Source organism: Thermorhabdus hydrogeniformans (genome assembly GCF_049310025.1).
Taxonomy (GTDB): domain Bacteria; phylum Bacillota; class Thermosediminibacteria; order Thermosediminibacterales; family Tepidanaerobacteraceae; genus JBJYKD01.
The window spans coordinates 70,934-96,063 of the sequence record NZ_JBJYKD010000003.1 but is presented as its reverse complement, the minus strand read 5'-3'; the positions used below and the strand labels follow the sequence as shown (position 1 = coordinate 96,063).

Annotated in this window: 26 protein-coding genes; all 26 read right to left on the bottom strand. The window is 46.2% G+C overall.

Going from position 1 to position 25,130, the window contains the following annotated elements; translation table 11 throughout:
- Position 1: 1 nt before the first annotated feature.
- Positions 2-916 carry a YIEGIA family protein gene (locus tag ACKX14_RS02330; protein ID WP_422444262.1) on the bottom strand — a complete coding sequence of 305 codons (915 nt, stop codon included), beginning with the start codon at positions 914-916 and terminating at the stop codon, positions 2-4.
- The gene (gene spoIIP, locus ACKX14_RS02325; RefSeq protein WP_422444260.1) at positions 906-2,126 is read right to left on the bottom strand and encodes a stage II sporulation protein P; all 1,221 of its coding nucleotides are present in this window, start codon (positions 2,124-2,126) and stop codon (positions 906-908) included. Before spoIIP ends, ACKX14_RS02330 begins: the two co-directional genes overlap by 11 nt.
- Entirely contained in the window at positions 2,104-2,802 is a 699-nt protein-coding gene (locus tag ACKX14_RS02320; protein WP_422444258.1) for a DUF1614 domain-containing protein, read from the bottom strand. Before ACKX14_RS02320 ends, spoIIP begins: the two co-directional genes overlap by 23 nt.
- 242 nt (positions 2,803-3,044) lie before the next feature.
- A complete protein-coding gene (gene phoU, locus ACKX14_RS02315) occupies positions 3,045-3,707 on the bottom strand; it encodes a phosphate signaling complex protein PhoU (RefSeq protein WP_422444256.1) in 663 nt (220 codons plus the stop codon).
- Between the two features lie 14 nt (positions 3,708-3,721).
- Positions 3,722-4,465 carry a phosphate ABC transporter ATP-binding protein PstB gene (pstB, locus tag ACKX14_RS02310; protein WP_422444397.1) on the bottom strand — a complete coding sequence of 248 codons (744 nt, stop codon included), beginning with the start codon at positions 4,463-4,465 and terminating at the stop codon, positions 3,722-3,724.
- A gap of 98 nt (positions 4,466-4,563) precedes the next feature.
- On the bottom strand, positions 4,564-6,309 hold the full coding sequence (pnpS, locus tag ACKX14_RS02305) for a two-component system histidine kinase PnpS (protein WP_422444254.1): 1,746 nt from the start codon (positions 6,307-6,309) through the stop codon (positions 4,564-4,566).
- A 5-nt stretch (positions 6,310-6,314) separates the two neighbouring features.
- Positions 6,315-7,010 (bottom strand): response regulator, encoded by a 696-nt coding sequence (locus tag ACKX14_RS02300; protein WP_422444252.1) that lies wholly within the window; start codon positions 7,008-7,010, stop codon positions 6,315-6,317.
- Between the two features lie 25 nt (positions 7,011-7,035).
- Complete coding sequence (pgeF, locus tag ACKX14_RS02295; RefSeq protein WP_422444250.1) at positions 7,036-7,848, bottom strand: peptidoglycan editing factor PgeF; 813 nt, start codon at positions 7,846-7,848, stop codon at positions 7,036-7,038.
- Positions 7,849-7,866: 18 nt separating this feature from the next.
- On the bottom strand, positions 7,867-9,582 hold the full coding sequence (locus ACKX14_RS02290) for a radical SAM protein (protein ID WP_422444248.1): 1,716 nt from the start codon (positions 9,580-9,582) through the stop codon (positions 7,867-7,869).
- Between the two features lie 18 nt (positions 9,583-9,600).
- Entirely contained in the window at positions 9,601-10,059 is a 459-nt protein-coding gene (gene nrdR / locus ACKX14_RS02285) for a transcriptional regulator NrdR (RefSeq protein WP_422444247.1), read from the bottom strand.
- Between the two features lie 51 nt (positions 10,060-10,110).
- The gene (locus ACKX14_RS02280) at positions 10,111-10,386 is read right to left on the bottom strand and encodes a YlmC/YmxH family sporulation protein (RefSeq protein WP_422444245.1); all 276 of its coding nucleotides are present in this window, start codon (positions 10,384-10,386) and stop codon (positions 10,111-10,113) included.
- 110 nt (positions 10,387-10,496) lie between these two features.
- The gene (locus ACKX14_RS02275; protein WP_422444243.1) at positions 10,497-10,661 is read right to left on the bottom strand and encodes a hypothetical protein; all 165 of its coding nucleotides are present in this window, start codon (positions 10,659-10,661) and stop codon (positions 10,497-10,499) included.
- 37 nt (positions 10,662-10,698) lie between these two features.
- A complete protein-coding gene (gene sigG / locus ACKX14_RS02270; protein ID WP_422444241.1) occupies positions 10,699-11,472 on the bottom strand; it encodes an RNA polymerase sporulation sigma factor SigG in 774 nt (257 codons plus the stop codon).
- A 78-nt stretch (positions 11,473-11,550) separates the two neighbouring features.
- Positions 11,551-12,276: an RNA polymerase sporulation sigma factor SigE gene (gene sigE, locus ACKX14_RS02265; RefSeq protein ID WP_422444240.1), complete on the bottom strand. Its 726-nt coding sequence runs from the start codon at positions 12,274-12,276 to the stop codon at positions 11,551-11,553.
- Between the two features lie 26 nt (positions 12,277-12,302).
- The gene (spoIIGA, locus tag ACKX14_RS02260) at positions 12,303-13,202 is read right to left on the bottom strand and encodes a sigma-E processing peptidase SpoIIGA (RefSeq protein WP_422444238.1); all 900 of its coding nucleotides are present in this window, start codon (positions 13,200-13,202) and stop codon (positions 12,303-12,305) included.
- A gap of 145 nt (positions 13,203-13,347) precedes the next feature.
- Positions 13,348-14,400, bottom strand: coding sequence for a cell division protein FtsZ (gene ftsZ / locus ACKX14_RS02255; RefSeq protein WP_422444236.1), 1,053 nt, complete (start codon positions 14,398-14,400; stop codon positions 13,348-13,350).
- A gap of 21 nt (positions 14,401-14,421) precedes the next feature.
- On the bottom strand, positions 14,422-15,639 hold the full coding sequence (gene ftsA / locus ACKX14_RS02250; RefSeq protein WP_422444234.1) for a cell division protein FtsA: 1,218 nt from the start codon (positions 15,637-15,639) through the stop codon (positions 14,422-14,424).
- Between the two features lie 83 nt (positions 15,640-15,722).
- The gene (locus ACKX14_RS02245; protein WP_422444232.1) at positions 15,723-16,067 is read right to left on the bottom strand and encodes a small basic family protein; all 345 of its coding nucleotides are present in this window, start codon (positions 16,065-16,067) and stop codon (positions 15,723-15,725) included.
- Positions 16,064-16,798 carry a DUF881 domain-containing protein gene (locus tag ACKX14_RS02240; protein WP_422444230.1) on the bottom strand — a complete coding sequence of 245 codons (735 nt, stop codon included), beginning with the start codon at positions 16,796-16,798 and terminating at the stop codon, positions 16,064-16,066. The genes ACKX14_RS02245 and ACKX14_RS02240 overlap by 4 nt, the downstream gene beginning before the upstream one ends.
- A gap of 3 nt (positions 16,799-16,801) precedes the next feature.
- A complete protein-coding gene (locus ACKX14_RS02235) occupies positions 16,802-17,497 on the bottom strand; it encodes a cell division protein FtsQ/DivIB (RefSeq protein ID WP_422444228.1) in 696 nt (231 codons plus the stop codon).
- A gap of 178 nt (positions 17,498-17,675) precedes the next feature.
- Positions 17,676-18,938 (bottom strand): UDP-N-acetylglucosamine 1-carboxyvinyltransferase, encoded by a 1,263-nt coding sequence (gene murA, locus ACKX14_RS02230; protein ID WP_422444226.1) that lies wholly within the window; start codon positions 18,936-18,938, stop codon positions 17,676-17,678.
- A 19-nt stretch (positions 18,939-18,957) separates the two neighbouring features.
- A complete protein-coding gene (gene murC, locus ACKX14_RS02225; protein ID WP_422444224.1) occupies positions 18,958-20,298 on the bottom strand; it encodes a UDP-N-acetylmuramate--L-alanine ligase in 1,341 nt (446 codons plus the stop codon).
- A gap of 183 nt (positions 20,299-20,481) precedes the next feature.
- On the bottom strand, positions 20,482-21,597 hold the full coding sequence (murG, locus tag ACKX14_RS02220) for an undecaprenyldiphospho-muramoylpentapeptide beta-N-acetylglucosaminyltransferase (RefSeq protein ID WP_422444222.1): 1,116 nt from the start codon (positions 21,595-21,597) through the stop codon (positions 20,482-20,484).
- 1 nt (position 21,598) lies between these two features.
- The gene (spoVE, locus tag ACKX14_RS02215) at positions 21,599-22,699 is read right to left on the bottom strand and encodes a stage V sporulation protein E (protein ID WP_422444220.1); all 1,101 of its coding nucleotides are present in this window, start codon (positions 22,697-22,699) and stop codon (positions 21,599-21,601) included.
- Between the two features lie 16 nt (positions 22,700-22,715).
- Positions 22,716-24,071: a UDP-N-acetylmuramoyl-L-alanine--D-glutamate ligase gene (gene murD / locus ACKX14_RS02210; RefSeq protein ID WP_422444218.1), complete on the bottom strand. Its 1,356-nt coding sequence runs from the start codon at positions 24,069-24,071 to the stop codon at positions 22,716-22,718.
- Between the two features lie 19 nt (positions 24,072-24,090).
- Positions 24,091-25,059, bottom strand: a complete 969-nt coding sequence (gene mraY, locus ACKX14_RS02205; RefSeq protein WP_422444216.1) for a phospho-N-acetylmuramoyl-pentapeptide-transferase — start codon at positions 25,057-25,059, stop codon at positions 24,091-24,093.
- Positions 25,060-25,130: the final 71 nt, after the last annotated feature.

The window sequence follows — 25,130 nt, the reverse complement described above, 5'->3', positions numbered from 1 at the left end:
CCTAATCGGCTGCCTTTCTGCCAGCCCAGGATTCCAGCGGTTTTCTCCTGCAACTTTCCAAAACCGGGACCCTATTTATGGCCTGGATAAGGCTCTCGATGTCATGTTCCATAGGCACTATTACAAGGCCGACTTTTCCCGTTTCCAGATCAAGCCTGGCAAGGGGGACAAAATCCACATCGGTGATATCCCTTTTCACCCCCAGAAGAGCCGCCACATCATGGACTATGGCCTGGCGCTGCCCCAGATTGGCGAGGGTGGCGCGGGCATTGTCATCCCTGGGCTCTATCATCACGGCCAGAGCCTTTTTTTCAAAAATTTCTCTGGACTCGGGAAGGCCCACATTCATCACAACGATATTTTCAATACACAAAAGGGTATCTTCAAAATGAACCTCTGCGGGTCTCACCACGGCGATATCCTTTATCTGTTTTCTTTTTGCGAAAAGGCTTAAAATCAACATTATCCCTATACCAGTAATTATTGATGCCCCGATATTTTTAAAAAATTGGAGAACGAAACTGGTGGCCAGCGCGGTCCAAATGGACAGGTAATTTCTGGATTCAAAAGCCTTTGCTATATCTTCGATGTAAGCCGCCCCCCGCGGGACCAGTTCCGTATCTTCGATGTTTTCAAGGCTTTTTCGCTCCATTTCCCGGATATCCCGGAATTGCTGAGCCGCTAAGGCCAAAAAGGTTACTGCCGTATATTCCCTGGCGACCAGCGCCGGCACCGCTACCGCTCCCAAAAACGCCGCAATCAACCCCAGCGAGATGTGAATCAGGTAACCCTGGGGGTAGCTGGGGTACTGCCTGTAATCCGCCCGGAGCATATATATCCGGGCCAGGGTCCCCATTGTAACACCTGCTGCTATTACCGTAAGGTATTTTGACATCAAAAATTCATCATTCATCATTTTTGCTGCCGTCTTCTCGCTGGTCACCGTTTTTGTCTTTCTTTGCATTTCTCGAATATAGTTTATTCACATTGCCCAAAAAGTTTACAAACTCTGAACCTATAAAGCGCTTCATTTTTGCCGAAAGCTCATTGATGCCACCGGTGCTGATGAGCAGGTAAACTATAAAGCCCACAACTCCAATGCCTATTATCCACAGGAGCGCCCTTGAAGCTCCCCTGTTTTCCCCGGGGATTTGAGTGGTGGTTCCTCCCCCGGGGGTAACTTTTTTTGCGTAATCCGGGCCGTACAAAGTGGTGGCTATTACATCCGCCATATAATCGACGCCTTCCTGAGCGTTATATCTTGAATTGGTATAGGTGCCTGCTTCAATTAGAATTGTCCGCGGGTAAAGGTCCTGGTTGTAACTGCCTTTCCCGTAAAAAATCCCTTTTATGAGACCCGGGTATTTCCTGTCGGCGTTGGCTTTTAACTGCCATGCGAAATTGTTGATGGCGCTCATCTGAGGGTTCTGTCTCCCTACCACCAGCCGGACCTTCGCCAGGGACTCGCCGTTCACATTGCCATGGTATTCTTCGGCTGGTACCGAATCCCGGTGTACGTCTATTACGGCGTCTGGACCTTTCTTTAAAATTTCCATAGCGGTACGACGGGATCTCTGATAAGCCATGGAGTCGTGAGGATCGTGAGGCCGGTAGGAATGAACCGCTTTAATCCCCTTTCTCTCTAGAGCCGCGGCCAGAGAATCTCCAACTTTAAAAATCCCTCCTCTGTAAGGGATGCTGGGTTTGCCGTCGGTGGGGATGTAAGATTCGTCGCTGTGGGTATGGTAGATGCCCACAACTTTTTCTTTTTTAAGATCCGAGACCTTCACTGTGTTATAATCGTCCTGTATCCCCCTGGCCATGGCCATTGCTTCCGGTAAATCAAGCGCCTGTTCGATGTCGACCCTTTCTTTGAAGCGGGCGTAAGCTGTGTCCCCGGAAACTTTAACGATTTCGTACATTTTGTTATCCTCATCAAGATACTGGTCTCCAACATTCACCACCATGCCGGTGACAAATATCTTCTTATTCGACCCCTCTTCATAAACGGTAAAAAAACCCTCTTCCTTTTCTTCTTCGGCCTTTACATCGGAAATATACACGCCCATGGCGAGAAATAACGCCAAAGAAAGTACGGTCAACTTACGGATTGCTCTCATTATCATTGTCTTCACCTTCTTCTCTGTCCTCAGCAAGCATGCTGGCCATCTCGGGGTTTTCTCTAGCCTCTTTTTTGGCTTTAGCGGTGCCTCCCTGGAGTTTTTCCCGGGTTTCCCCGACAATTTCGCACAGAGCCACCGCGATAACCGAAGCCAGTACAGCCGCATCAAAGACGCCGGCTCCACCGATGGTGGTCCCCACGGGCCTTGTGGTGGCTCCCAGGGCGTAAAAAATATCGCTTAAAATGATACCGAATATACCGGCAACAAAAGCCCCCCTGCGCGACCTGCCGAATATATAAGCGATAATACCCGCCAGGATGGAGAAGGCTATGATCGGGTCTATAAACATGGTCCCCGGCTCTGCCGGCAAGAGCCTCCCGGCGGCATAGATGACTATACCCGTAATTATTGAAGCGGCAATGGCCCGCATTTTTTCCCGGCCCGTATCTGATGTGGCGATGAGATAGACGGCGATAACTATCGGCACCACACCTCCTCCCAGGTTTATGGAAAGGCCCATTCCAAGCGGTATGTTCGGTATAAATGTTCCCAATATCATGGCTCCGATAAAAATTAAAGCCAGCTTATCGGACATGTGCATCCTGTCTAAAACCCTCTGCAACAGACCAAAATAAATAAGCACCGCTATTACCAGCAGCAGGATAACACCGACAGGCACTCTAAACACCTCACATTTTGATGAAATTTCTTTTTTTATAATGCCCTGGGAGTTTTAGTTTTATACTGTTCTGAATACCGTTCCGAAACGACGAACAGCCCGATATCATATTTTCCCGATAGTGCCGCCGGTGATAGGCATTAATACTGGCACTAAAAGTGCATTAAGTCCAAATAAAAAATAAAAAGCGGCCGCCGTAGCGTTTGCCACACCGGCCGTTTATTATTAAGTCCTTTTTAAACTTAATTATTCAGTTCCTTTTTCTCCCCGGTAACCAGATATATTATCCATTCACCCAGATTTGTAGCGTGGTCGGCGATCCGCTCCAGGAACCTGCCGACAAACAACAGCTGTGTGGCCTGAGAAATGGTCCGGGGATCTTCCATCATAATTACCAGGAGCTCCCGAAAGATCTGGGAATAGAGATGGTCGATTTCATCATCGGCGTCGCACACCTTCTGCGCCGCTTCCACATCCTGGTTGATGTAAGCGTCCAGGGCCGTCCTCACCATCTCCCTTGTCAAATACGCCATTCGGGGAATATCGATTAAAGGCTTAATATACTGCTGGCCCAGGAGTCTTATGGTGGTCCTGGCGATGTCTATAGCGTTATCGGACATTCTCTCCAAATCGGTGGCTATCTTCACCCCCGTAAATATGACCCTTAAATCCTTAGCCAGCGGATTCTGCCTGGCTATAAGCTTGACGCACCTGTCTTCTATCCGGTGTTCCATATCATCCACTATATCGTCGTCTTCTATGACTTTATTCGCCAGTTTTTCATCCTTTTTGACAAGGGACTCCACGGCGTTGTATATCTGCTGTTCCACCATACCGCCCATCTTCAGTATATCCTGTTGCAGTTCTCTGAGCTCTCTGTCAAAAGACGCTCTCACAGTAGTCATTTTTGCCCCTCCCTTTAACCGAAACGCCCGGTTATATAGTCTTCGGTTTTCTTATTTTTCGGGTTGTAAAAGAGGTCTTCCGTCGGGCCAAACTCCACGAGTTCGCCCGCCAGGAAAAAGGCCGTATAATCCGAAATGCGCCCGGCCTGCTGCATGTTGTGAGTTACTATTACTATGGTGTATTTTTCTTTAAGCTGTTCAATCAATTCCTCTACCTTCATGGTCGATATTGGGTCCAGTGCCGAGCATGGTTCGTCCATCAATACCACTTCCGGTTCTACGGCAAGGACCCTGGCTATGCAGAGCCTCTGCTGTTGTCCGCCCGAGAGGCCCATTGCTGAGTCCCTGAGCCTGTCCTTTACTTCATCCCAGAGCGCCGCTCCTCTAAGGCTTTTTTCCACTATTTCATCCAGCTTCTTTTTATCCCTGTTGCCGTGAATTCTGGGGCCGTAGGCAACGTTGTCATAAATCGACATGGGGAAGGGATTCGGCTTTTGAAATACCATGCCCACTCTTTTTCTCAGGTCCACCACATCCACATCAGGGTCGTATATATTTTTGTTATCAAGGATAATCTTGCCTTCAATGCTCACCCCGTCTATCAAATCGTTCATCCGGTTTAAAGTCCTCAGAAAAGTTGATTTCCCGCACCCGGAGGGGCCTATAAGGGCGGTAACTCTATTCTTTTTCAACTCTATCTTTATATTTTTTAAGGCCTGAAAATTTCCGTAAAACAGATTTAAACCTTCGGTATATATCTTATTTTCTATTTTCTTTTCTATTTTCACTCGCCTCCTTACATCAAAATTGTAAGCCTGTTTTGTTAAGGTTCTATTATATTAATCTTAAAAATATGTTAAGCGGATTTTTTTAGCAGGAAAATAAACTTGCTTCCCTCGTTTTTTTTACTCTCAACCCTTATATCCCCTCCCTGTGATTTTATAATGTGTTTTACGATCGAGAGCCCCAAACCGGTCCCCCCCTGCTGCCTGGACCTGGCCTTATCTACTCGATAAAATCTTTCAAAAACCCTGGGTAAGTCCTCTTCGGGGATTCCTATACCCGTGTCACAGACCTTTACTTCCACGAATTCGCCCTTTTCCTCAGCCTCGATCCACACCTTTCCGCCGGAGGGGGTGTATTTTATGGCGTTGTCTATAAGATTTATAAACACCTGACGCAGCCAGTCAGGATCCGCCTTTACCTTGGGCAGGTTTTCCTGAAAACGGGTTGAAAATTCCAGGTGCTTTTCTTTTATGCGCTCGTTAAAAATAACCATCACCTCATCCACCGCACCCGCAATGTCAACATCCTCCATTCGAAGTTTTATCTGGTTGGTCTCCAGCTGGGACAAATCCAGAAGGTCGCTTATCAACCTGTGTAACCTTCCGGTTTCAAAATCTATAATCTTTAAAAATCTCTTGGAGAGGTTCGGATCTCTGTAAGCTCCGTCGAGGAGGGTCTCGACGAAACCTTTTATGGAAGTGAGAGGTGTGCGGAGTTCGTGTGAAACATTCGCCACAAAATCCGAGCGCATTTTTTCCAGTTTTCTCAGCTCTGAAATGTCCCGGATTACGGCTACTATGCCCAGAATCCTGCCGTTTTTGTCTTTAAAAGGGCTTACATGCACCCTGAGAATTCGCTCGCTGGGGAGGAGTACCAGTTCCTTAAACGAAGTTTCCCCGCTTACAAGGGCTTCGCTTACTATTTCATTTAATTCGTAATTCCTTACGACTTCTATGAGGTGCCTGCCCAGAGCTTCCTTTTCGCTTGTTTCAAAAATTTTTTCCGCCGCCGGATTAAAAAGCATTATCCTGCCGCCAGTATCCACCGCCACAACTCCGTCAACCATGCTGCTCAATATGGCTTCCATCTTGGTGGTCCTGTCGTCCAGTTCATTTAGTGTTTCCCGCAGCTTTCCCGACATGGTATTCAGGGTTTCGCCCAGCTGCCCCAGCTCATCGTCTGATTCAACTCTGATTGACCCGGAAAAATTGCCACTTGAAATGGCCCTGGCCACATCGATCATGTCTTTTATAGACTTCACTAGTGCCGATGAAAACTTTTTTAACAGAAATAAAGCCGCCAGTCCCCCCAGTATCGAACCCAGAAAAACCGTCAAAATTATTTTCGAAACCAATTTTTTAACCGGCAGAAATGGCGTCGAAACGGCGATTATCCCGGAGTTACCTTCAGGAAAACTTGCCCGGACAACGGCAAATATCTTCCCGCTGCTCCACATCTCCCGAACAGAAGAGACTCTCACCGTATGCTCCCGGCCTGGAGTGAACCTGAAATAAAACCGGTCCCTTTCGCCCGCGTTCTCCGGACTTTCTGAACTAGCTATTACTATCCCGTTTTCTATTACCACAATATCCTTTCCTATGTTTCGAGATAAAGATACAACCTCCTTTTGGTCAATTGGGTGGCCGCCGGCCACAGCCCGCTCAACGATGTCTTTTACCAGTACCGCGCTTGAAAAAACATCGCTTACTCTGCTTTTCAGAAAATAGCTTTGAAAAATTGAAAAAGAAAGAAGGCTCACTATTCCGATGGACACAGCAACCAGTACAAAAAGTTTTTTGGCGAGTCTCTTTTGCAAAAAAATCACTCCGGTTCATTAAACTTGTATCCGATCCCCCTGACGGTCTCTATATACACCGGCCTGTCGGAATCCTTTTCTATCTTCTGTCGCAGGTGCCTGATATGCACATCCACCGTCCTGGTATCCCCGAGGTAATCGTAACCCCAGATATTTTCCAGAAGATATTCCCTGGAAAAAACTTTGCCCGGGTTGGAAGCCAGTAGTTTTAAAAGCTCAAACTCCTTGGGTGTGAATTCCTGCTTTTCCCCCTCCACCGTAACCTCGTATTTTTCAACATCTATGGTCAGGCCGCCCGCTTTAATGACGTTCTCCTTTTTTTCGGGCGAGGATCTGCGGAGAACCGCTTTTATCCTCGCCGTCAATTCCCTCGGGCTGAAGGGTTTGGTAATATAATCATCGGCACCTATCTCGAGCCCCAAAACCTTATCAATTTCTTCGCCCTTTGCAGTGAGCATAATGATGGGTATGTCCCGGGTGCTGCTCTGTCTTCGGAGAATTCTGCAGACTTCCAGACCGTCAACGCCCGGCAGCATCAGGTCCAGCAGGATTAAATCCGGCCTTTGTGATTCTGTTAACTCGATGGCCGTCTTGCCGTCCATCGCTTCGATCACCTTAAATCCGCTGGCTTCCAAATTGTAGCGAACCAGTTCCAGTATATGCGGTTCATCATCAACTATAAGGATTTTTTCTTTCGTCATAAATCCTCCCCCAGATGGTAACTTTCTATATCAGTTCAATAATGGCCGCCAGGCTCCCGGTCTTTCCGCGGTCGGCCCGGTGCGAAAAGAAAAGATCGTTCCGGCAGGATGTGCAGAAATCGCTAACAGCTATATTTGAAGGCTTTATTCCTGCCTCTTCCAGCTGCATCCTGTTGGCAAGAACAAGGTCCAGCATCCAGCGGCCGGCTTCCTTGTATTCAAAAAAGGTCTCCCAGCTGTCAAAAGCCTCCTTAAATTCCTTCACCACCGGTTCATCCACTTCGTAACAGCATTTTCTTATACACGGGCCTATGCCAACCAGAATATCTTCGGGCCTGGAGCCGAATTTCCTCACCATTTCGGAAACGGTCTTTTGGCCCGTCTTTTTGGCGGTCCCCCTCCATCCGGCATGAGCGAGAGCCACCGCCGGTGTTTTTACATCCAAAAAAAACAGCGGGACGCAGTCGGCATAATAAGTGACCAGGGCCACACCTTTTGTCCTTGTCATAAGCGCGTCTTTATTTTTTATGTCCGAAGGCCTCCATATCCCTTTGCCCCTGTCGACGGCCGTTGCCTCGTAAACCTCGTTGCCGTGCACCTGGTCAGATACCACCAGATCTTCAACATCAATACCAAGCGCACCGCAGAAAACGCTGTAATTTCGCAGCACCGACTCCCTGTCGTCGTCTTTTTTTAACCCCAGGTTCAGGGATCTATAATGGCCTTCGCTGAACCCCCCTATGCGGGTGGAAAAGCCGTGTTTCACAAGACCCGTCTTTTCAAAAGAGGGGATTATCAGAAATTGTACTCCCCACCGCTCCCTGAGTTCAAAAGTCAACTTGCAAACCTCCTGTTTTTATTTAAGCTGACAAATATTACAGACTTTACAAATTTCACCGTCGCATCTGCGGGTGGGTTCACCCTTTACCGCTTTTCTGCATTCACTGGCAAAAAATCCCTTTTTTAAACCGATATCTATATGATCCCACGGCAGGGTGTCTTCCTCCCGCAGAGATCTGTGGGCATAGAATTCTACGCCCTTATTGTCAATCCGGACCTTCCTGTAGGCCTGGGCTTTGCCCCCCCGCCTGTAAATTTCGTGGAGCAAAAAACCCGTCAGGCGGTCCCCCCGCGAAAGGGCCGACTGGATCTCTGAAAGCCTGGGGCTTTCAAACAAAACCCTTATCCCCTGGGATTTTAACCGGTTGTGGAGTTTGTTTATCCTGGCACTGATTATTTCAACGGATTCCATTCCAAACCACTGGAAAGGGGTAAAAGGCTTGGGTATAAAGGGGTTCACGCTGATGGAAAGATGACCGGTTTTATTTCCAATGCTCTTCATAAATTTCTTGACCTGACTCAAAAAGCCGATCATCTCATCTATATCTTCATCGGTTTCGGTCGGGAGGCCAACTATATAATAGAGTTTTATATTTTCAATGTGGTATTTATGGGCCATTTTTATCGAATCTAACACATGCTCTTCGGTAATGCCCTTGTTAATTACTTTCCGGAGCCTCTGAGAACCGGCCTCAGGGGCGATGGTTAAAGTCCTGTGGTTGCTGAAGGCGAGCCCTTTCACCAGCGGTTCCCGCAGAGTATCGGCCCTCAAGGAAGACACGGAAAATTTAATACCCCTTTTCATGAATTCTTCCGAAAGTTCATCGATGCGGGGATAATCGGAGACGGCCGCACCCACGAGGCCTACCTTTTCTTTGAATTTTGCTCCGAATTCTGCTCTTTCCATAATTTTTTCCAGCGATCTCACCCTGGGAATACGATAGCAGTAACCTGCCATACAAAATCTGCAGTTCCTTCCACAGCCTCTCGAAACCTCCAGCAGGAACATATCCTTAAATTCCGTGTGAGGAGTTAGAACAACCGACTCGGTGCTGTAACGGTCGAGGTCCCTTATCCAGCGCCTCTTTACGCGTGGAGGCGCCGGGCCTTTGGTCTTGAAATCTGAAACCCCACCTTTTTCATCGTATTCGATATCGTAAAAGGAAGGAACATAAACCCCTTCGATCCGGGAAAGGCCCTCCAGAATTTCTTCTTTTGGCAAATTCCTGAGAGCATTGTATCTGTCAATAATTTCATGAATGATCTCTTCGCCCTCGCCGATTACAAAAAAATCAACAAATGGCGCCAGGGGTTCGGGATTGAAGGTAACCGCCGGGCCGCCGGCCATGACCAGGGGGCTTTTCCTGTCTTTGGAAAAAACCGGGATGCGGGAGTTGTCCAAAATTTTCAGGATGTGGATGTAGTCCATTTCAAAGGAAACGGAAAAACCCACGATGTCATAAAGGTTGACAGGCTGGTAAGATTCCATGACCACCGCGCCGGAAAAATCGGTGGGCCCCATCGAAAGAAACGACCTGTGACAGAGAGAATCGTCTCTTGAGTTAATCTGGTAATACATGGAATGAAACCCCAGATTCGACATGCCCAGACTATATGAATTTGGAAATACAAGTGCCACGTTGACCGGAACCGATCCGAAACTCTTCACGGGTACAAAAGATGTTTCATCCGCCGCAAGTTCTTTTATTTTTCTGCTACTTTCCCAGGGCATTTAATTTCCTCCCGGTAGTTATGATTTATTGTTCTTTAGTTTGTTAATCTCTTCTATGTACGAGTTTATGTCTTTAAATTGTCTATAAACCGAAGCAAACCTGACGTAAGCCACCTCGTCCACTTCCTTTAATCTTTTCATCACCATTTCGCCGATCTTTCCACTTTCAACTTCCTGTTCCATGGAATTCTTCAATTCTTTTTCCACGTCGTAGGCTATATTTTGCAAAACTTCAAGCGGCACCGGCCTTTTTTCGCATGCCTTTATAAGTCCGTTTATTATCTTATGGGGATTAAAGACCTCCCGGTTCCCGCTTTTCTTTATCACCATGAGCGGCAGTTCATCCACCCTTTCGTAAGTTGTAAACCTTTTTTTGCAAGAAGGGCATTCCCTGCGCCTCCTGATAATACTTCCTTCTTCCGTCGGTCTTGAATCCACAACTTTGCTGTCAAGATAGCCGCAAAAGGGGCATTTCACCCGGTTCACCTCCCCAATACTATTATAATGTATAATGTTTTTTTCGACAAATTAAAAGTTATTGTTCTTTTCGGTTTTCTTGGCATTTACAAATTCTCTCAGTTCCACAAGAATCACATCGGAGCCAATTTTTTTAATTTGCTCCCAGGGTATGATATAATCGCCTCCATGGCTGAAAAAACTGATTAACTTGTTTTGAGCGGGTATTATGATGGACTTTATCCTGCCTTCCTCCAGATCTATGTCCAGGTCGCTCACAAAGCCAAGCCTTTTTCCATCGACAATATTTATGACTTCCCGTTGCCTCAAGTCTGATGTCTTGATCAAACCATACACCCCCCCCATGGCTTTTCCTATTTATAACTAATTATATTCCGGTCCGGGCCAAAATGTGATAAAAAAAAGACCTTTTTAAAAAAGGCCTTTTTATACATACTTTAATTCTGTTGGGCCAGTTTCAAAAAATCCCGGTATACCGTCCTGCTTACCGAAGTCAAATTATTGGTGTTATAAGCCACCACGCTTCTCGGTGCAAAATAGAAATTGCTCAAGATTAAAGCGGCAATAACCACCATAATGGATCTATAAATAAACTTTATCATTATACTGTCACCCCTCAATATAGGTTAATACATAAAACTATATATACTTTCTCATGTGTTTCAGGGCTGCTTTTTCCAGCCTCGACACCTGAGCCTGGGATATGCCAATTTCCTGGGCGACCTCCATCTGTGTTTTCCCCTCGAAAAACCTGAGGCTAAGAATGCGTTTTTCTCTTTCATTTAACTTTTGCATGGCCTCCTTTATTGATATGCACTGGAGCCAGTTTTCGTCCTGGTTTTTTTCATCACTGATCTGGTCCATTACAAATATGGGATCTCCCCCATCGTGGTAAATGGGTTCAAAAAGGGAAATGGGCTCCTGTATGGCGTCCAGCGCAAATACTATCTCTTCGCTGGGGACGTTCATCTCTCTGGCTATCTCACTTATGGAAGGTTCCCGGGAATTCTTGTTTACCAGGTTATCCCTGACCTGAAGCGCTTTATACGCCACATCCCGGAGGGATCGGCTTACCCTTATGGGGTTGTTGTCCCGCAAATACCGGCGGATTTCGCCTATTATCATGGGAACCGCGTAAGTGGAAAACTTTACATTCTGGTTCAAATCGAAGTTATCTATCGCCTTCATGAGGCCGATACAGCCTACCTGAAACAGATCGTCAACATACTCTCCCCGGTTATTAAACCTCTGGATTACGCTGAGGACCAGTCTCAAGTTGCCATTTATCAGTTTTTCCCGCGCTTCTTTATCGCCTTTTTTAACGAGTTGAAAAAGTTCTTTCATTTTGCTGCTGGAAAGTACCGGGAGCTTTGAAGTATTAACTCCACAGATTTCAACTTTATTTAAAATCATAAACCTCCCCCTGTCTCTCCGAGATTTCATTTAAAAGTCTTACCAGCCGGGGAGGTTTTTATACATATCCCTACATTTTTACATCATTCTGACCATTTCCTTTTTGAGCCTTTTTATTATTCTTTTTTCCAGTCGCGAAATATAAGACTGAGATATCCCCAGTAGATCCGCCACCTCTTTCTGTGTCTTTTCGATCCCTCCGTTCAGGCCGAAGCGCAGTTTAATGATGCATCTTTCCCTCTTTGAAAGGCGTTTCATAGCCGCGTCCAGAAGTTCTTTGTCCACTTCCTCTTCTATGCACTTATATATCATGTCATTATCCGTCCCCAGAATGTCGGATAATAACAGTTCATTTCCATCCCAGTCAATATTCAGAGGCTCGTCAAAGGAGACTTCCACCCTGGTCTTATTGTTTCTTCTCATATACATGAGTATTTCATTTTCAATACATTTTGAGGCATATGTTGCCAGTTTTATTTTTTTGTTGGGGTCAAAGGTATTTATTGCTTTTATTAAGCCAATTGTGCCTATTGAAATCAGATCTTCCACGCCTATGCCCGTGTTTTCGAACTTCTTGGCTATATAAACCACCAGCCTGAGGTTGCGCTCGATGAGGATGCTTTTTACTCCCGTATCGCCCCCCTCAAGTTTACTTAGCAGGAGGCTTTCTTCGTCAACCGTCAGCGGCGGCGGCAGCGCCTCGCTTCCGCCTATATAGTACACGGCGGATCTTTTCAATATGCAGAAGCATTTCAACAATCGAACGATTGCGAGCTTAAAATTAATTTTTTTTGGCCCAATCATAAGCTTTCCCCTCCAGCATTTTTTATTCATAGTAAAATATCGGGATTGAGCAGGGCGCAGTATGCGCCGTCCGGTGACAGAACCCGCTGATAAATCCCTATAACGGCATTTTTTATTTCGAAAACTCTGTTATTAAAATTAATCACCACCAGATCGGGTTTAAAACCAACCATCATACCTTTGCTTTTTCCAATACTTTCAAATGGTATAAGTCTTAAACGTGAAGCCCAGCCCGAATCTGATATAACGTCCCCTATTTCCCTCAGGCTTTCCTCTGTCCCTTTTTCCAGGGCTTCCCGAAGAGGCGGGTTAAAGAGGTCTTTCACAGCGCCAAACTCCACTATGATGACAGGATAATCGTTTATGGGATCATGCAGATCATTGCCGGTGTCAATTAATGCTTTTAACTCCAACCGCTTCTTATCAAACATTACGGTTACAGGCACCAGCAATTTGTCTCTGGAAAGTATTTGATATATAAGAGGCCACATGTATTTAAAAAATAATAAAATTAATGACGAAGAAACCAGTAATATCCACCACGGTACTGAAATATTATTTACTAAAAGGTAACCTTTGAAAAACGCGTCTTTCAGTTTAAAAAAGTAAAAAAATGCAAAAGCCCCCCCTCCCACCATAAAGGAAATAAGATAAAAAAAACCGAGTATTTTTAAAAAATCCTTCAAGCCGAAAGGCCAGAAGCTCACGACCAATATGGCGGCGGAAAGTGCAATTTTTGGCGCCGTGGATTCCAGGAATGCAAACCCGGGTGATAAAACGGCCAGCAAAAACAGGCATCCAACGGCCGCCCCCGCAAAAAGCCTCGAAAATCTTTTCTCTAAATTCAGGACAACGGCCACAAGCCACAAAATAAGAAAATTCATCATGAGATTAATCAACAACACCACATCAAAGTAAATGACCATGTGTTCCTCCAGAACAATATCACCAGTCTACAAAAAATCTATATTCCTCATTCTTGTCTTTTATGATATATTTTAGCACCCGGAAATTTAAAAAAATGTCATTTCGTGATTTAACCATAAAAAAAGAGCGCCCGTTTAAAGCGCTCTACCTCTTTCGGTTTCTTCTCAAAAATGCCGGTATGTCCAGGTCTTCTTCCGCAAAGGGCCCTATTTCAAATTCCTCTATTTCCCCGGACTTTTCCCTGGGTTGATCAAATCCTGTCGCTATTACGGTAATCCTTATCTCATCCTGGAGTTTTTCGTCGATCACCGCACCAAATATGATGTTGGCCTCCGGGTCCGCCGCCGCCGAAATAAGCTCTGCAGCTTCGTTTACTTCCAGCAGGCCCAGATTGGCTCCTCCGGTAATGTTTAAAAGCACACCTTTGGCCCCCTCTATGGAAGTCTCCAGCAAAGGACTGGATATGGCCTGCTTTGCAGCCTCGATCGCCCTGTTTTCGCCGCTTCCCCTCCCAATGCCCATATGGGCCAAACCAGTATTCATCATGATGGTTCTCACATCGGCGAAGTCCAGATTGATGAGGCCGGGTACGGCTATCAGATCCGAAATTCCCTGGACGCCCTGCCTCAAAACGTCATCGGCCATTCTGAAAGCTTCAATGATAGATGTCTTTTTTTCCGCAATGGAAAGCAACCTGTCGTTGGGGATGGTTATCAATGTATCCACATTGTTTTTCAAGTTGGCGATACCCATTTCGGCATTTGCCATGCGTTTTTTACCTTCGAAGGCAAAGGGCTTTGTGACCACACCGACCGTAAGAATCCCAAGACTCCGGGAAACTTCCGCGATAACCGGTGCGGCTCCGGTCCCGGTTCCGCCGCCCATACCCGCCGTCACAAAAATCATATCCGCACCTTTCAGGGCTTCCTCTATTTCGCTTTTGCTCTCCTCGGCGGCTTTTTTACCAATTTCGGGGTTGGCACCCGCCCCCAGGCCTTTGGTAAGTTTTTCTCCTATCTGAATTTTCTTATCGGCTTTGGACAGGTAAAGTGCCTGGGCGTCGGTGTTGACCGAAATGAATTCCACTCCCTTAAGGCCCGAATCGATCATGCGGTTTATGGCATTATTGCCTCCACCGCCAATGCCTATGACTTTTATATTGGCAAATTGCTCCAGATCGACGTCAAAATCAAGCACATTATAACCTCCTAACACTCATCAAAAATACTCTTTTAATAATCTCCTGGCCTTTTCAAGAAATCCGAAAGCCGGCGACTCCCTCGCCAGGCTTTTGTTTTCAAAGGTCTTGTGTTTCAGCCTGTAGTAAAGCAACCCCAGCGCCACCGTGAAAATTTGCTCTTTATCGTATGCGTCGGTTACGCCAAGTCTCACCGGGAGGCCGAAAAACTGTTGAGCCATTTCCAGGGAACCCTTGATATGTATCAGACCCCCCCCGGTTAATACCACCCCGGCGGGCATGGGAGACTTCAAATTAAAATTTTTTATTTCGCCCATCACAAATGAAAGTATTTCCTGAATGCGTGGTTCCACAATGAATGTCAGTTCTTTTTGGGAGATTTTTCTGCCGGAAGTATCGCCTATGCTCTTTATCTCAATCTCGGGTTTATCTGAAGCCAGCGAAACTCTTGCACAGGCATATCTTCGTTTTATTTCCTCAGCCTGGGAAAAAGGCAACCGCAAACCTATGGCGATATCGTTCGTAATGTAATCTCCCCCGATAGGGATCAAGCTATAAGCTATTATACAGCCCTCTTGAAATGCGGCGATTTCTGTGGTTCCGGCACCCACGTCCACAAGAATAACTCCCATGTCCATTTCATCGGCGGTCAAAAGCATTTCGGCGGCGGCCAGCGGCTTTAACACCATACCTTCGATCAAAAGGCCCGCTTTCTGGACACACCTTATTGTATTTTGAATTGCCGTTAAAAGCCCCGTTATAATACAGGCAGAAACTTCCAATCTCGTGCCCACCATTCCTACAGGGTCCTTGATGCCGTCACAGCCGTCCACAATAAATTCTCTGGGAATCACATCTATAATTTCCCTATCATATGGTATGGCCATTATTTTGGCTGCCTGTAATACCCTTTCAACATCCTGAGGGGTTATTTCTTTCTCGCTCCGGGGGATAGCCACAACTCCCCTGTTGTTCAGCAGTGCAATACTGCCCCCCGACAATCCTATGACCACATGGCTTATTTTGGTATTTGCCATCTGTTCAGCCTGTTCCACAGCTTTTGCTATGCTCTGTACAACGGTGTCTATATTTGTTATTATCCCCTTCTTGATTCCCGATGCGGGCGAAATACCGTAGCCTATTACATCTACGTCACCCGAGCGGGTTATCTCTCCGATAAGGCAACAGGTCTTGGATGTTCCCAGATCCAGGCTGGCCACGATATGGTTTCTCCCCAAAATTGCACCTCCCATCCCCCTTGGACAGGTTCTTCCACTTATAGAATTCAACAAATAAATAAAATTCCCTTTCAAACTGTCGACTATTTTTTAGAAAAAATTCGGCTGATTATTCCACGGCGAAGTATGGCAAGGTTCTGGAAAATGCGGACACCAAAGGCAAATATCGCCGCGAAGTAAAGGGGAATGCCCAGCCTGTCCCCAAAATAAGCCAGAAATCCGGCAAGCAGGGCGTTGCTGAAAAAACCGGTTATAAAAATGTTCATGTCAAAATTATTTTCTTCGATGGCTCTGAGCCCTCCAAAAACCGAATCCAGCGCCGCCAGAATGGCTATGGACATGTAGGGGGCATATAAATAGGGAACCGTGATGGGAGATAAAATACCCGCCAGTAAACCCAATGCCAAACCTATCAAAGGATAAATCATTGCTTCTCACCCGCCTTTTGCGGCTTAAAATACTTGAATTGAATGGGACCGTTGTACGCCGGCATATTAATGTTATCCTGTTTTTTGATGTTCACTTGAATTCCGAAAACCTCCAGGGATTCGATAACTCCGCCTCTCATTTTTAAAGAACTCTCCAGTGTGTCCGGATCTCCTATCGCTTCCACAACAAAGGGTGGTGCAAGTCTTACGGAATTTATTATAATGGTGGGACCGACACACCTGATTTCGCTGTTGGCTATTATTCTCTGACCGTTGACGGAAACGGCTTCGGCACCCGCCGCAAACAATTCGTTTATCACTTTTAACAAATCTTCGTCATGAATCAAAAATAAGTTCGGATCTTCCCCCGGTTGCCTGGGCACATTGCTGTCGTCCAGAGTAATCACGACACCGGGCCCCGACCCGGCCAGCAATCCTGCTGTCATCCGGGCTTTTTCCAGTTCCTTTTGCATGGCTTCGGTTATATCGCTGACCCTTGAAACCGAGCTTTCATATTCGGCTATCCTGTTTCTCAATTCCACTACTTCTTTTTGCAGCTTTTCTTTTTCATCCATTGCATTTTTCAGATCTGATGTTAGTTTTTCAACTCTTTGCAGGGAAGTGACGGCTCCGCCGTTTATCTGAACACTCCTGAATTGTGCAACCAGCATCATCCCCAGCACGAAACATACCGCAGCAATGAGAAAATGGGCCTTTGCGGTGTTTTTCATGGTTTAACCTCCCACCCCATCTTTTGTTGTTGCCTTTTCCAGCGGTTTGAACACAGGCGTTTCATGGCTCATATCAAGTATCCCCTTACCCCTTCCGTTTTTTCTAATATCATCAAGGATATCCTTTATCATTGGAATCTTTTTTTCCTCAAAGTCTCCAAGATAAATCTGGTAACCATCCAGAGTATACAGGTAAAACGTCCAACCATTATTTGAACCCGCATCACTCTCAACGTGAATTTCCGAAAGCTCTGCTGAAAAGGTCGACAAACTGCTAACAAGACTCAAAAGCATTCTAAAGGCATCGGGATTTTTGTCCACCACCGGCCGGTCGGCAACTCTGGCGCTCGTCACATTGAGTCCTGTAACCACCGGGATTGAGTAATTTTCCAAGCTGGATTCCAGTTTGACGACGATTCCATGGGAGTCTATAAGTGCGAACCCGCTAAGATAAGGAAGTGCAGCGGCTATTTCTCTTTCCTTTACTTTTATAATAAGAGTGTGAGGCAATTTATAACCTACTTTCACCTCTTGCACGGGGACCGAATCCATAATCCTATGCACCACCTCTTTTTGTCTTACCATCAAGAGGCTTTTTCCGTATAAATAGCTTACGCTTTTTATTATTTCGGACGAAGAAATGCTCCGGTTCCCCGTTACTTCTATATTTTTAACAGCAAAAAAAGGGCCATAGGCCACCGGCATTACTGCTATTATACATAAAAATAGAAGCAACAACAATAGTCTTTTTGTGCTAATTTTCTTGTTTTTTCTTGGGATGTAAAAAGGTTCCTGTCCCCAATCTCTCCTAACCATGCTACCACTTGTCCTTTTATCAAGTATAAAAAGAAACTAAAATAAAACATTTTAAACTATTTTAATCTTTTTTGACAATTTTTGCGCCCAATAGGGCTAAATTTTTGTCTAATTCTTCATAACCCCTTTCCACATGCTGGGCACCCTCCACACGGGTCTCGCCTTCAGCCGCCAGTGCGGCTAAAACCAGTGCCGCGCCGGCCCTAAGATCCTTGGCCTCTACAATGGCGCCGGTTAATTTTTTAACCCCCTTCACTATGGCTGTATTTCCGTTTACGGTGATATTCGCTCCCATTCTCCTGAGCTCTTCCGCGTGCTTAAAACGGTTTTCAAAAACGGTCTCCGTAAGAATTGAAGTACCTTCAACCGTAGTCAGGAGGGCCATGATCGGCGCCTGCATATCCGTGGGAAATCCGGGATACGGAAGGGTCCTCAAACTATCCAGCGACTTGAGGGGAGAATCCACATAGAGTTTAATCCTATCATCATCGCATTCAACTTTGCAGCCCACCTCTCTTAACTTCGCCAGGATGGGTTCCATGTGTTCCAAAAATATATTTTTTACTGTCACTTGTCCCCTTGTGATGGCTCCCGCCACCAGGTAAGTTCCCGCGGCTATGCGGTCGGGTATTACCGTATGGTCCTCCACCGATTTTAGATCTGTTATCCGGCATCCTTCTATTTTTATCGTGTCGGTGCCGGCTCCTTTAATATGAGCGCCCATCTTATTTAAAAAGTTCTGCAAATCCACGATCTCCGGCTCTTTTGCGGCATTTCTGATAACCGTCTTACCCTTTGCCAGGGTTCCCGCCAGCATTAAATTTTCAGTGGCTCCCACACTTGGGAAATCCAGATGTATATCCGCTCCCCTGAGTTCTTTCGCTTCAGCAAAAATAAAACCGTGCCTTTCGTTTAGAGTGACCCCCATCGAGTTAAAACCCTTCAAATGAAGGTCGATGGGTCTGGGGCCAATTTCGCATCCTCCGGGGTACGATACTATCGCCTTCCCGAATCTCCCGAGCAGGGCTCCCATGAGCACTATAGACGAACGCATCTCCCTCATCAGATGTTCCGGAACTTTATAAGTTTCCACCTTTTGCGTATCGATTTCCACGACGTGCTCATCTCTTTTAATCTCGGCTCCCAGCAGCTCCAGTATATTCGTCATTACATCCACATCTCTAAGTATCGGTACATCCCTTATGATGCTTTTTTTCCCGCTCAATACGGTTGATGCCAGGATTGGAAGGCTGGAATTTTTTGACCCCTGGACTTTTATTTCGCCGGAAAGGCTGATGCCGCCGGTTATAATATATGCCCCCACTAAGTTCACCTCCGAGAAATCACCTGTTACCTCCCTTTAAAAAAGTTTTCTGCAACCCGGTGGCGATGTTGCAGGCCACATTCCATATATCTCCAGCTCCTATGGTCAAAACATAATCCCCCGGCTTCAGTTTGGGTAGAATATAATCGGGAATAGCCTCCATTTCTTCTATATATGTCACCTGCTTTCCATTTCGCATCAGAGCATTGTAAATCAATTCCGACGTGACGCCGGGAATCGGCGCTTCTCCAGCACTGTAGATGCGGGTGAGTATTACCTCATCCGCATTCTCAAAGGCACCGCCGAACTCTTCTGCCAGTATCCGGGTCCTTGTATATCTATGAGGCTGGAAAATGGCATAAATTTTTCTGGGATTGCATAATTTTGCAGCCTTTAAAGTGGCTTTAATTTCCGTGGGGTGGTGTGCGTAATCGTCGATTATCTTTACGCCCTCTACATCGCCGACAATTTGAAACCTTCTCTGAACTCCTCTAAACATTTTTAAGGCCCGTACCATGCCGTCGAAATTTATACCCAGCCTATCTCCCACAGCTACGGCCGCCGTCGCATTATATATATTATGCATTCCAGGAACATGAAGTTCCACCCGCCCCAAAAATTTCTCTCTGAAGTATACGTCAAAGCTGGATTCCATGCCGTAAGCCCTGATGTTTTTAACCATATAATCCGCCGGGTAATTTAAACCGAAGGTATAATGCTCTTTATTCACTTCTTTTATTATTTCTCTAACATTTTCATTGTCGCTACCCAGGACTGCAAAACCGCCTTCTTTTATATTTCCGATAAATTTTTTAAAGGCTTCCTTCATTGCATCCATGTTCTTATAATGATCCAGGTGATCGTTCTCAATGTTGGTTACGACGGCTATGAAAGGATTTAATTTTAAAAAGGAACCGTCACTTTCATCGGCCTCTGCCACAAGGTAATCTCCATGACCCAAAGAGGCGTTTCCGCCAATGTCGTTTAACTCTCCGCCGATTACGACCGTAGGATCGAAGTCGTTTTTTTCCAAAATCAAAGAAATCATGGAAGTGGTGGTGGTCTTTCCGTGGGCGCCCGTTACCGCAATGCCCTTCTTGGGAGCCATCAGAAGGCTCAACATATCCGCCCGGTGAACTATGGGGATGTTTGATTCTTTCGCCATTATATATTCGGGATTGGTCGCCGGGATAGCCGAAGACATTACTACCAGGTCGGCTCCGTATACATTGGAGGCCTTATGGCCTATATACACTTTGGCTCCCGAGCTTTTCAGCCGATTTAAAGCCTCCGAAGCTTTAAGATCGGAGCCAGAAACTTCGTAGCCGAGGTTCATCATTATTTTTGCTATCCCGCTCATACCTGTTCCGCCTATACCGATAAAATGTATACGATTATAATTGCCTGTCAAATTGCTTCTCTCCTTCCGTAAGACCAATAGGGTGGGTATATAAATATGATATGTTACACCATCTCCGCCTGTTACAGTTTAATTGCTTGTACAAAATCATATTAACATACTGCAAAAATGAAGTAAATAATTTTAGTCTATAAGATTCTTTATCTCGTTTACAATGTTTTCCAGAGCTTCCGGCCTGGCCAGACTTCTGCTGGCCTCCGACATTCTTGAGAGCCTTTCCTTATCAAATACCAGCTCCCGAATTACACCCAACAATTTTTCTCCCGTAAGTTCTCTATCGTATATAACCACTCCAGCGCCGTTTTTCTCCAAAAAGTTCGCGTTGTAGTCCTGATGTCGGTCGGCCGCCGTCGGCAGCGGTATTAAAATCGACGGCTTGCCGCACAGGGTTATCTCGGAAATGCTGATGGCGCCGGCCCTCGAGATAACCAGATCGGCGGCTGCATACGCATCCTGCATTTCGTAAATATACGGTTTTAATTTAATATGCTCCAGTTCATCGATTCTTATTCCTTTATTTTCCAGTATCTGGGTAAAACCGCTGTAGTGTTTTTGGCCGGTGACGTGTATAACCTGAAACTTTCTGGAATTTTTAATCTTTTCTATGACGTAAAGCATTGCCTCATTTAACCTGGCCGCGCCCTGGCTTCCGCCGAAGCACAGCACCACCGGCAGTTCGGAACGAAGACCGAATTTTTTTAAAGCAGCGGCGCGGTCACCGGCAGCGATTTCGCTTCTTACGGGGTTTCCCGTCAAAACCGTTTTGCCTTTTGGAAAGTATTTCACCGAATCCGGAAAGCTTACGGCCACTTTGTCCACGAACCGCGAAAGAATCCTGTTGGTGACGCCCGGTTTGACGTTTTGCTCATGAATAATAGTAGGCAAGCCTAAAAGGGCCGCAAAAAATATAACGGGGCCAGCCACGTACCCTCCGGTCCCGATTACAAGATCCGGTTTTTCACGCATTAAAATTTTTATTGAATCCAATCCGCCCAGGACCATCTCTTTAATAGAAACAAGGGTGTCCAGAGAGAGTTTGCGGTTAAAACCTTTCACCCTGATCTTCTCCAATGGAAAGCCCGCCCTGGGCACCAGCTGTTTTTCCAGGCCTCTGTCCGTCCCTATAAACAAAATTCTTGCATCGGGAAAATCGCGTTTCAGGCGGGAGGCTATGGCTATGGCCGGGTAAATATGACCGCCGGTGCCTCCCCCCGCTAAAAGGAATTTTTTTACAGGCATTTCATTTTGCCTCCGTATACCTTGAAATATTGAGCAAAATGCCCACCTCTGTCATTGTAATCGTGAGGGAAGAGCCTCCATAGCTGATAAACGGCAGGGGCATCCCCGTTACCGGCATAGACGCCGTGACAACGGCGATGTTGATCAAAAATTGAAGGGCTATGAGAGTCGTAAGTCCGGCAGCCAGGAACCTGCCAAAAAGGTCCGGAGCCGAGAGCGCCGTCTTATAACCCCTCCATATGAAAAACATAAAAAGCAACATAACAAAGGAAGCTCCCAAAAAACCCAGTTCTTCTCCTATTATAGCAAATATGAAGTCGGTTTGAGGTTCCGGCAGGTAAAAAAACTTTTGTCGGCTGTGCCCCAGGCCGACCCCGATCAATCCGCCTGAACCAAGGGCATACAGGGATTGTATAATGTGATACCCCGTGTCCCGTATATCCTCCCACGGGTTCAAAAAAGATAAAAAACGCCTCATTCTGTAAGGTGCGCTTAAGATGGCCGCCACAACCCCCGCAAATCCGCCAGCCCCCAGGGCTAATAGCTGCAAAATGCTGCTGCCTGCCACAAACAGCATTATCATGGTGTTGAGCCCAATCAGCACCGCCGCGCTCAAATGGGGTTCCACCAGAATGAGGCCGCACACAATCCCCGTGACTATCAAAAATGGGACCACCCCGCTGAAGAAATTGGTTATCTTATCTTGCTTTCGCTCCAATCCGCACGCAAGGTATATAACCATTCCCAGCTTTGCCAGTTCGGAAGGCTGTACCGTCAGGGAGCCAACGCCGATCCATCGACGGGCATAGTTGATTTCAATGCCAATGCCCGGGATTAAAACTATGGCCAGCAGGACAAACATAACAAAAACCACGGTTTTTTCGTGCCTTTTTATATTCCAGTAATCGTAATTCATGAAAAAAATCATGGCCAGGAACCCCAAAAAAGCCCATGCCATCTGCCTTTTCAAAAAATAGAAGCTGTCTTTATGCTGATATAGCGCCCATACGCTGCTGGAGCTGAAAACCATTATAATCCCAAAACAAAGCAATATCAGCGTAGAAAAAAGGATGGCAAAGTCCGGAGGTTTTTTATATTTCATGAATTTTCACCCCCTCCTAGCTCTTTAAAGCGTACACCGCCTCTTTAAAGGCCCTCCCGCGTTCCTCGAAATTCTGGAACATATCCCAGCTGGCGCAGGCCGGGGACAGCAGAACCGCGTCTCCAGGCACAGCAGAGCGCCTGGCAAGCTCTACTGCTTCCTTCATGGAACCGGCCCTTTCCGTATTGAAAAAACCCTGCTTCCTGCAGGCCTTCTCTATGGTTTCGGCGGTGGCTCCTATCAGTATTACTTTTTTCACCCTGCCTTTAAAAGAGTCCACAAATCCGGTGAAATCGCTCTTCTTGTCATAACCGCCCGCTATCAGTATTATGGGCTCCTCCACAGCTTCGATGGCTTTTTGCGCGGCATCGGGATTTGTGCCTTTGGAATCGTTTATGTATTTCACACCGTCAATGGTGGCGACGTATTCGAGCCGGTGCTCCACGCCGTGAAAATCCTTCAGGGTCTCCGCCAGATTGTTTAAATTTACCTTTACGATCCATGCCACCGCAACGGCAGCCAGGGCGTTTTCCAAATTGTGGGCACCCTTTATTCCCAGTTCCGTTGCCTTTAATATGGGGTGTATTTCACCATTTTCCTTTATCACAATGACACCGTTTTTTACATAAACACCTCTTGCCAGTTCCTGCTTGCGGCTGAAAAAAACGACCTTACTTTTGGCTCTCCTGGCCAGGGATACCACCGTGGGATCATCGAAATTCAATACGGCAAAATCCTTTTCATCCTGATTTTCAAAAATCCTGGCCTTAGCTTCCACGTAATTTTCAAAAGTTTTGTGCCTGTTTAGATGGTCTTCCGTGATATTTAATATTACGCCGATTTTGGGTTTAAAATGCATTATGTTTTCCAGTTGAAAACTGCTGACTTCCACCACCATATAATCCTTCCGGCCGTCTTTATCCACTTCCCCTACAAGGGGTATGCCTATATTGCCCGCCACAGAGATGTTCTTGCCGTCGTTTTTCAATATCTCTCCGATCAGAGTGGTAGTGGTGGTCTTACCGTTGGTCCCGGTAACGGCTATAATGGGGGACCTGGAAAACCAGTAACCCAGCTCCAGTTCGCTTATTACCGGTATATCTCTTTTCCGGGCTTCCTCTAGAATCTCAATATCGGCGGGAACACCCGGGCTTACCACAATGAGGTCGCAGTTTTCCAGCAGTTCAACGGGATGCCCTCCGCACACCAGATTCACCCCATATTGTTCCAGGGCTCTGGCGTCCTTTATTTCCTCTCTCGGCTTTACGTCACTGGCTACGATTTTTGCTCCGAGTTTAGCCAGCTCCACGGCGGCCGCTATGCCGCTCCGGGCAAGCCCTATTATCAATACGTTTTTCCCTTTAAGCTCCATAACCATTCCCCTTTCTTTTTCATGGCAAACCGGTCAAATCAAAGAGCGCAAGCCCCATTACACCGGTCAACAGTGTAAAGCACCAGAAGGCCAAAACCACCTTTTGTTCGCTCCACCCCATCAGTTCAAAATGGTGGTGAATGGGGCTCATTTTGAAAATCCTCCTGCCGGTAACTCTAAAAAAAATGACCTGCAGGATCACGGAAAGAGTTTCTATAATAAAAATCATACCAAAAAAGATCAGGTAAAACTGTGTTCCCGACAGTACTGCCATAGCCGCCAGCGCTCCCCCAAGCCCCAGAGCCCCGGTGTCACCCATGAATACCCTGGCCGGGTAATGATTGTATATCAAAAACCCTATACAGGCCCCGCCTATCGAGGCTGCAAAAATAGCCAGGTCTTTTAAGCCTAAAAAGAGGCAGATCAACGTATAAAAAAAGCTTATTATGGCCACTATACCGGAAACCAGCCCGTCAAGTCCGTCTGTCAAATTCACGCTATTTACGGTTCCCAGGATGACAAATATGGTAAATGGTATAAATAAAAGGCCCGTTTCTATACCCCCTGGAAAGAATGGAGCTAAAACCGTACCGGTTTTTGGAAAAAATTTATAGGCATAAAAGGTCATAGTCATGGATAATATTAATTGAAACATTAATTTCTGGTTTGCCCGAAGTCCCAGAGATCTTTTTTTAATTATCTTTATATAATCATCGAAAAATCCTATCATAGCAAATCCTGTCATAGAGAGGATTGCCATAAGAACATTGGCGGACCCGCCGGAAATAATCAGAGTTGATATGGCAATGGCGGGTATGAACATGATCCCCCCCATCGTAGGAGTTCCCATCTTCTTGAAATGCCGCTTCGGACCGTCGGTCCTTACAGTCTGGCCGAACTTGAGCCTGGCCAGCGTCGGTATCGTGAGAATTCCCATAACCGCCACTATGATAAAGGAAATAAGAGCTGCAGTGAATTCCGCTTTCAATTAAAGACCCTCCAAATTATAAGCTGTGCCGTTTCTTGCACGGTATATCCGAGATGCTTTTACCAGAATTA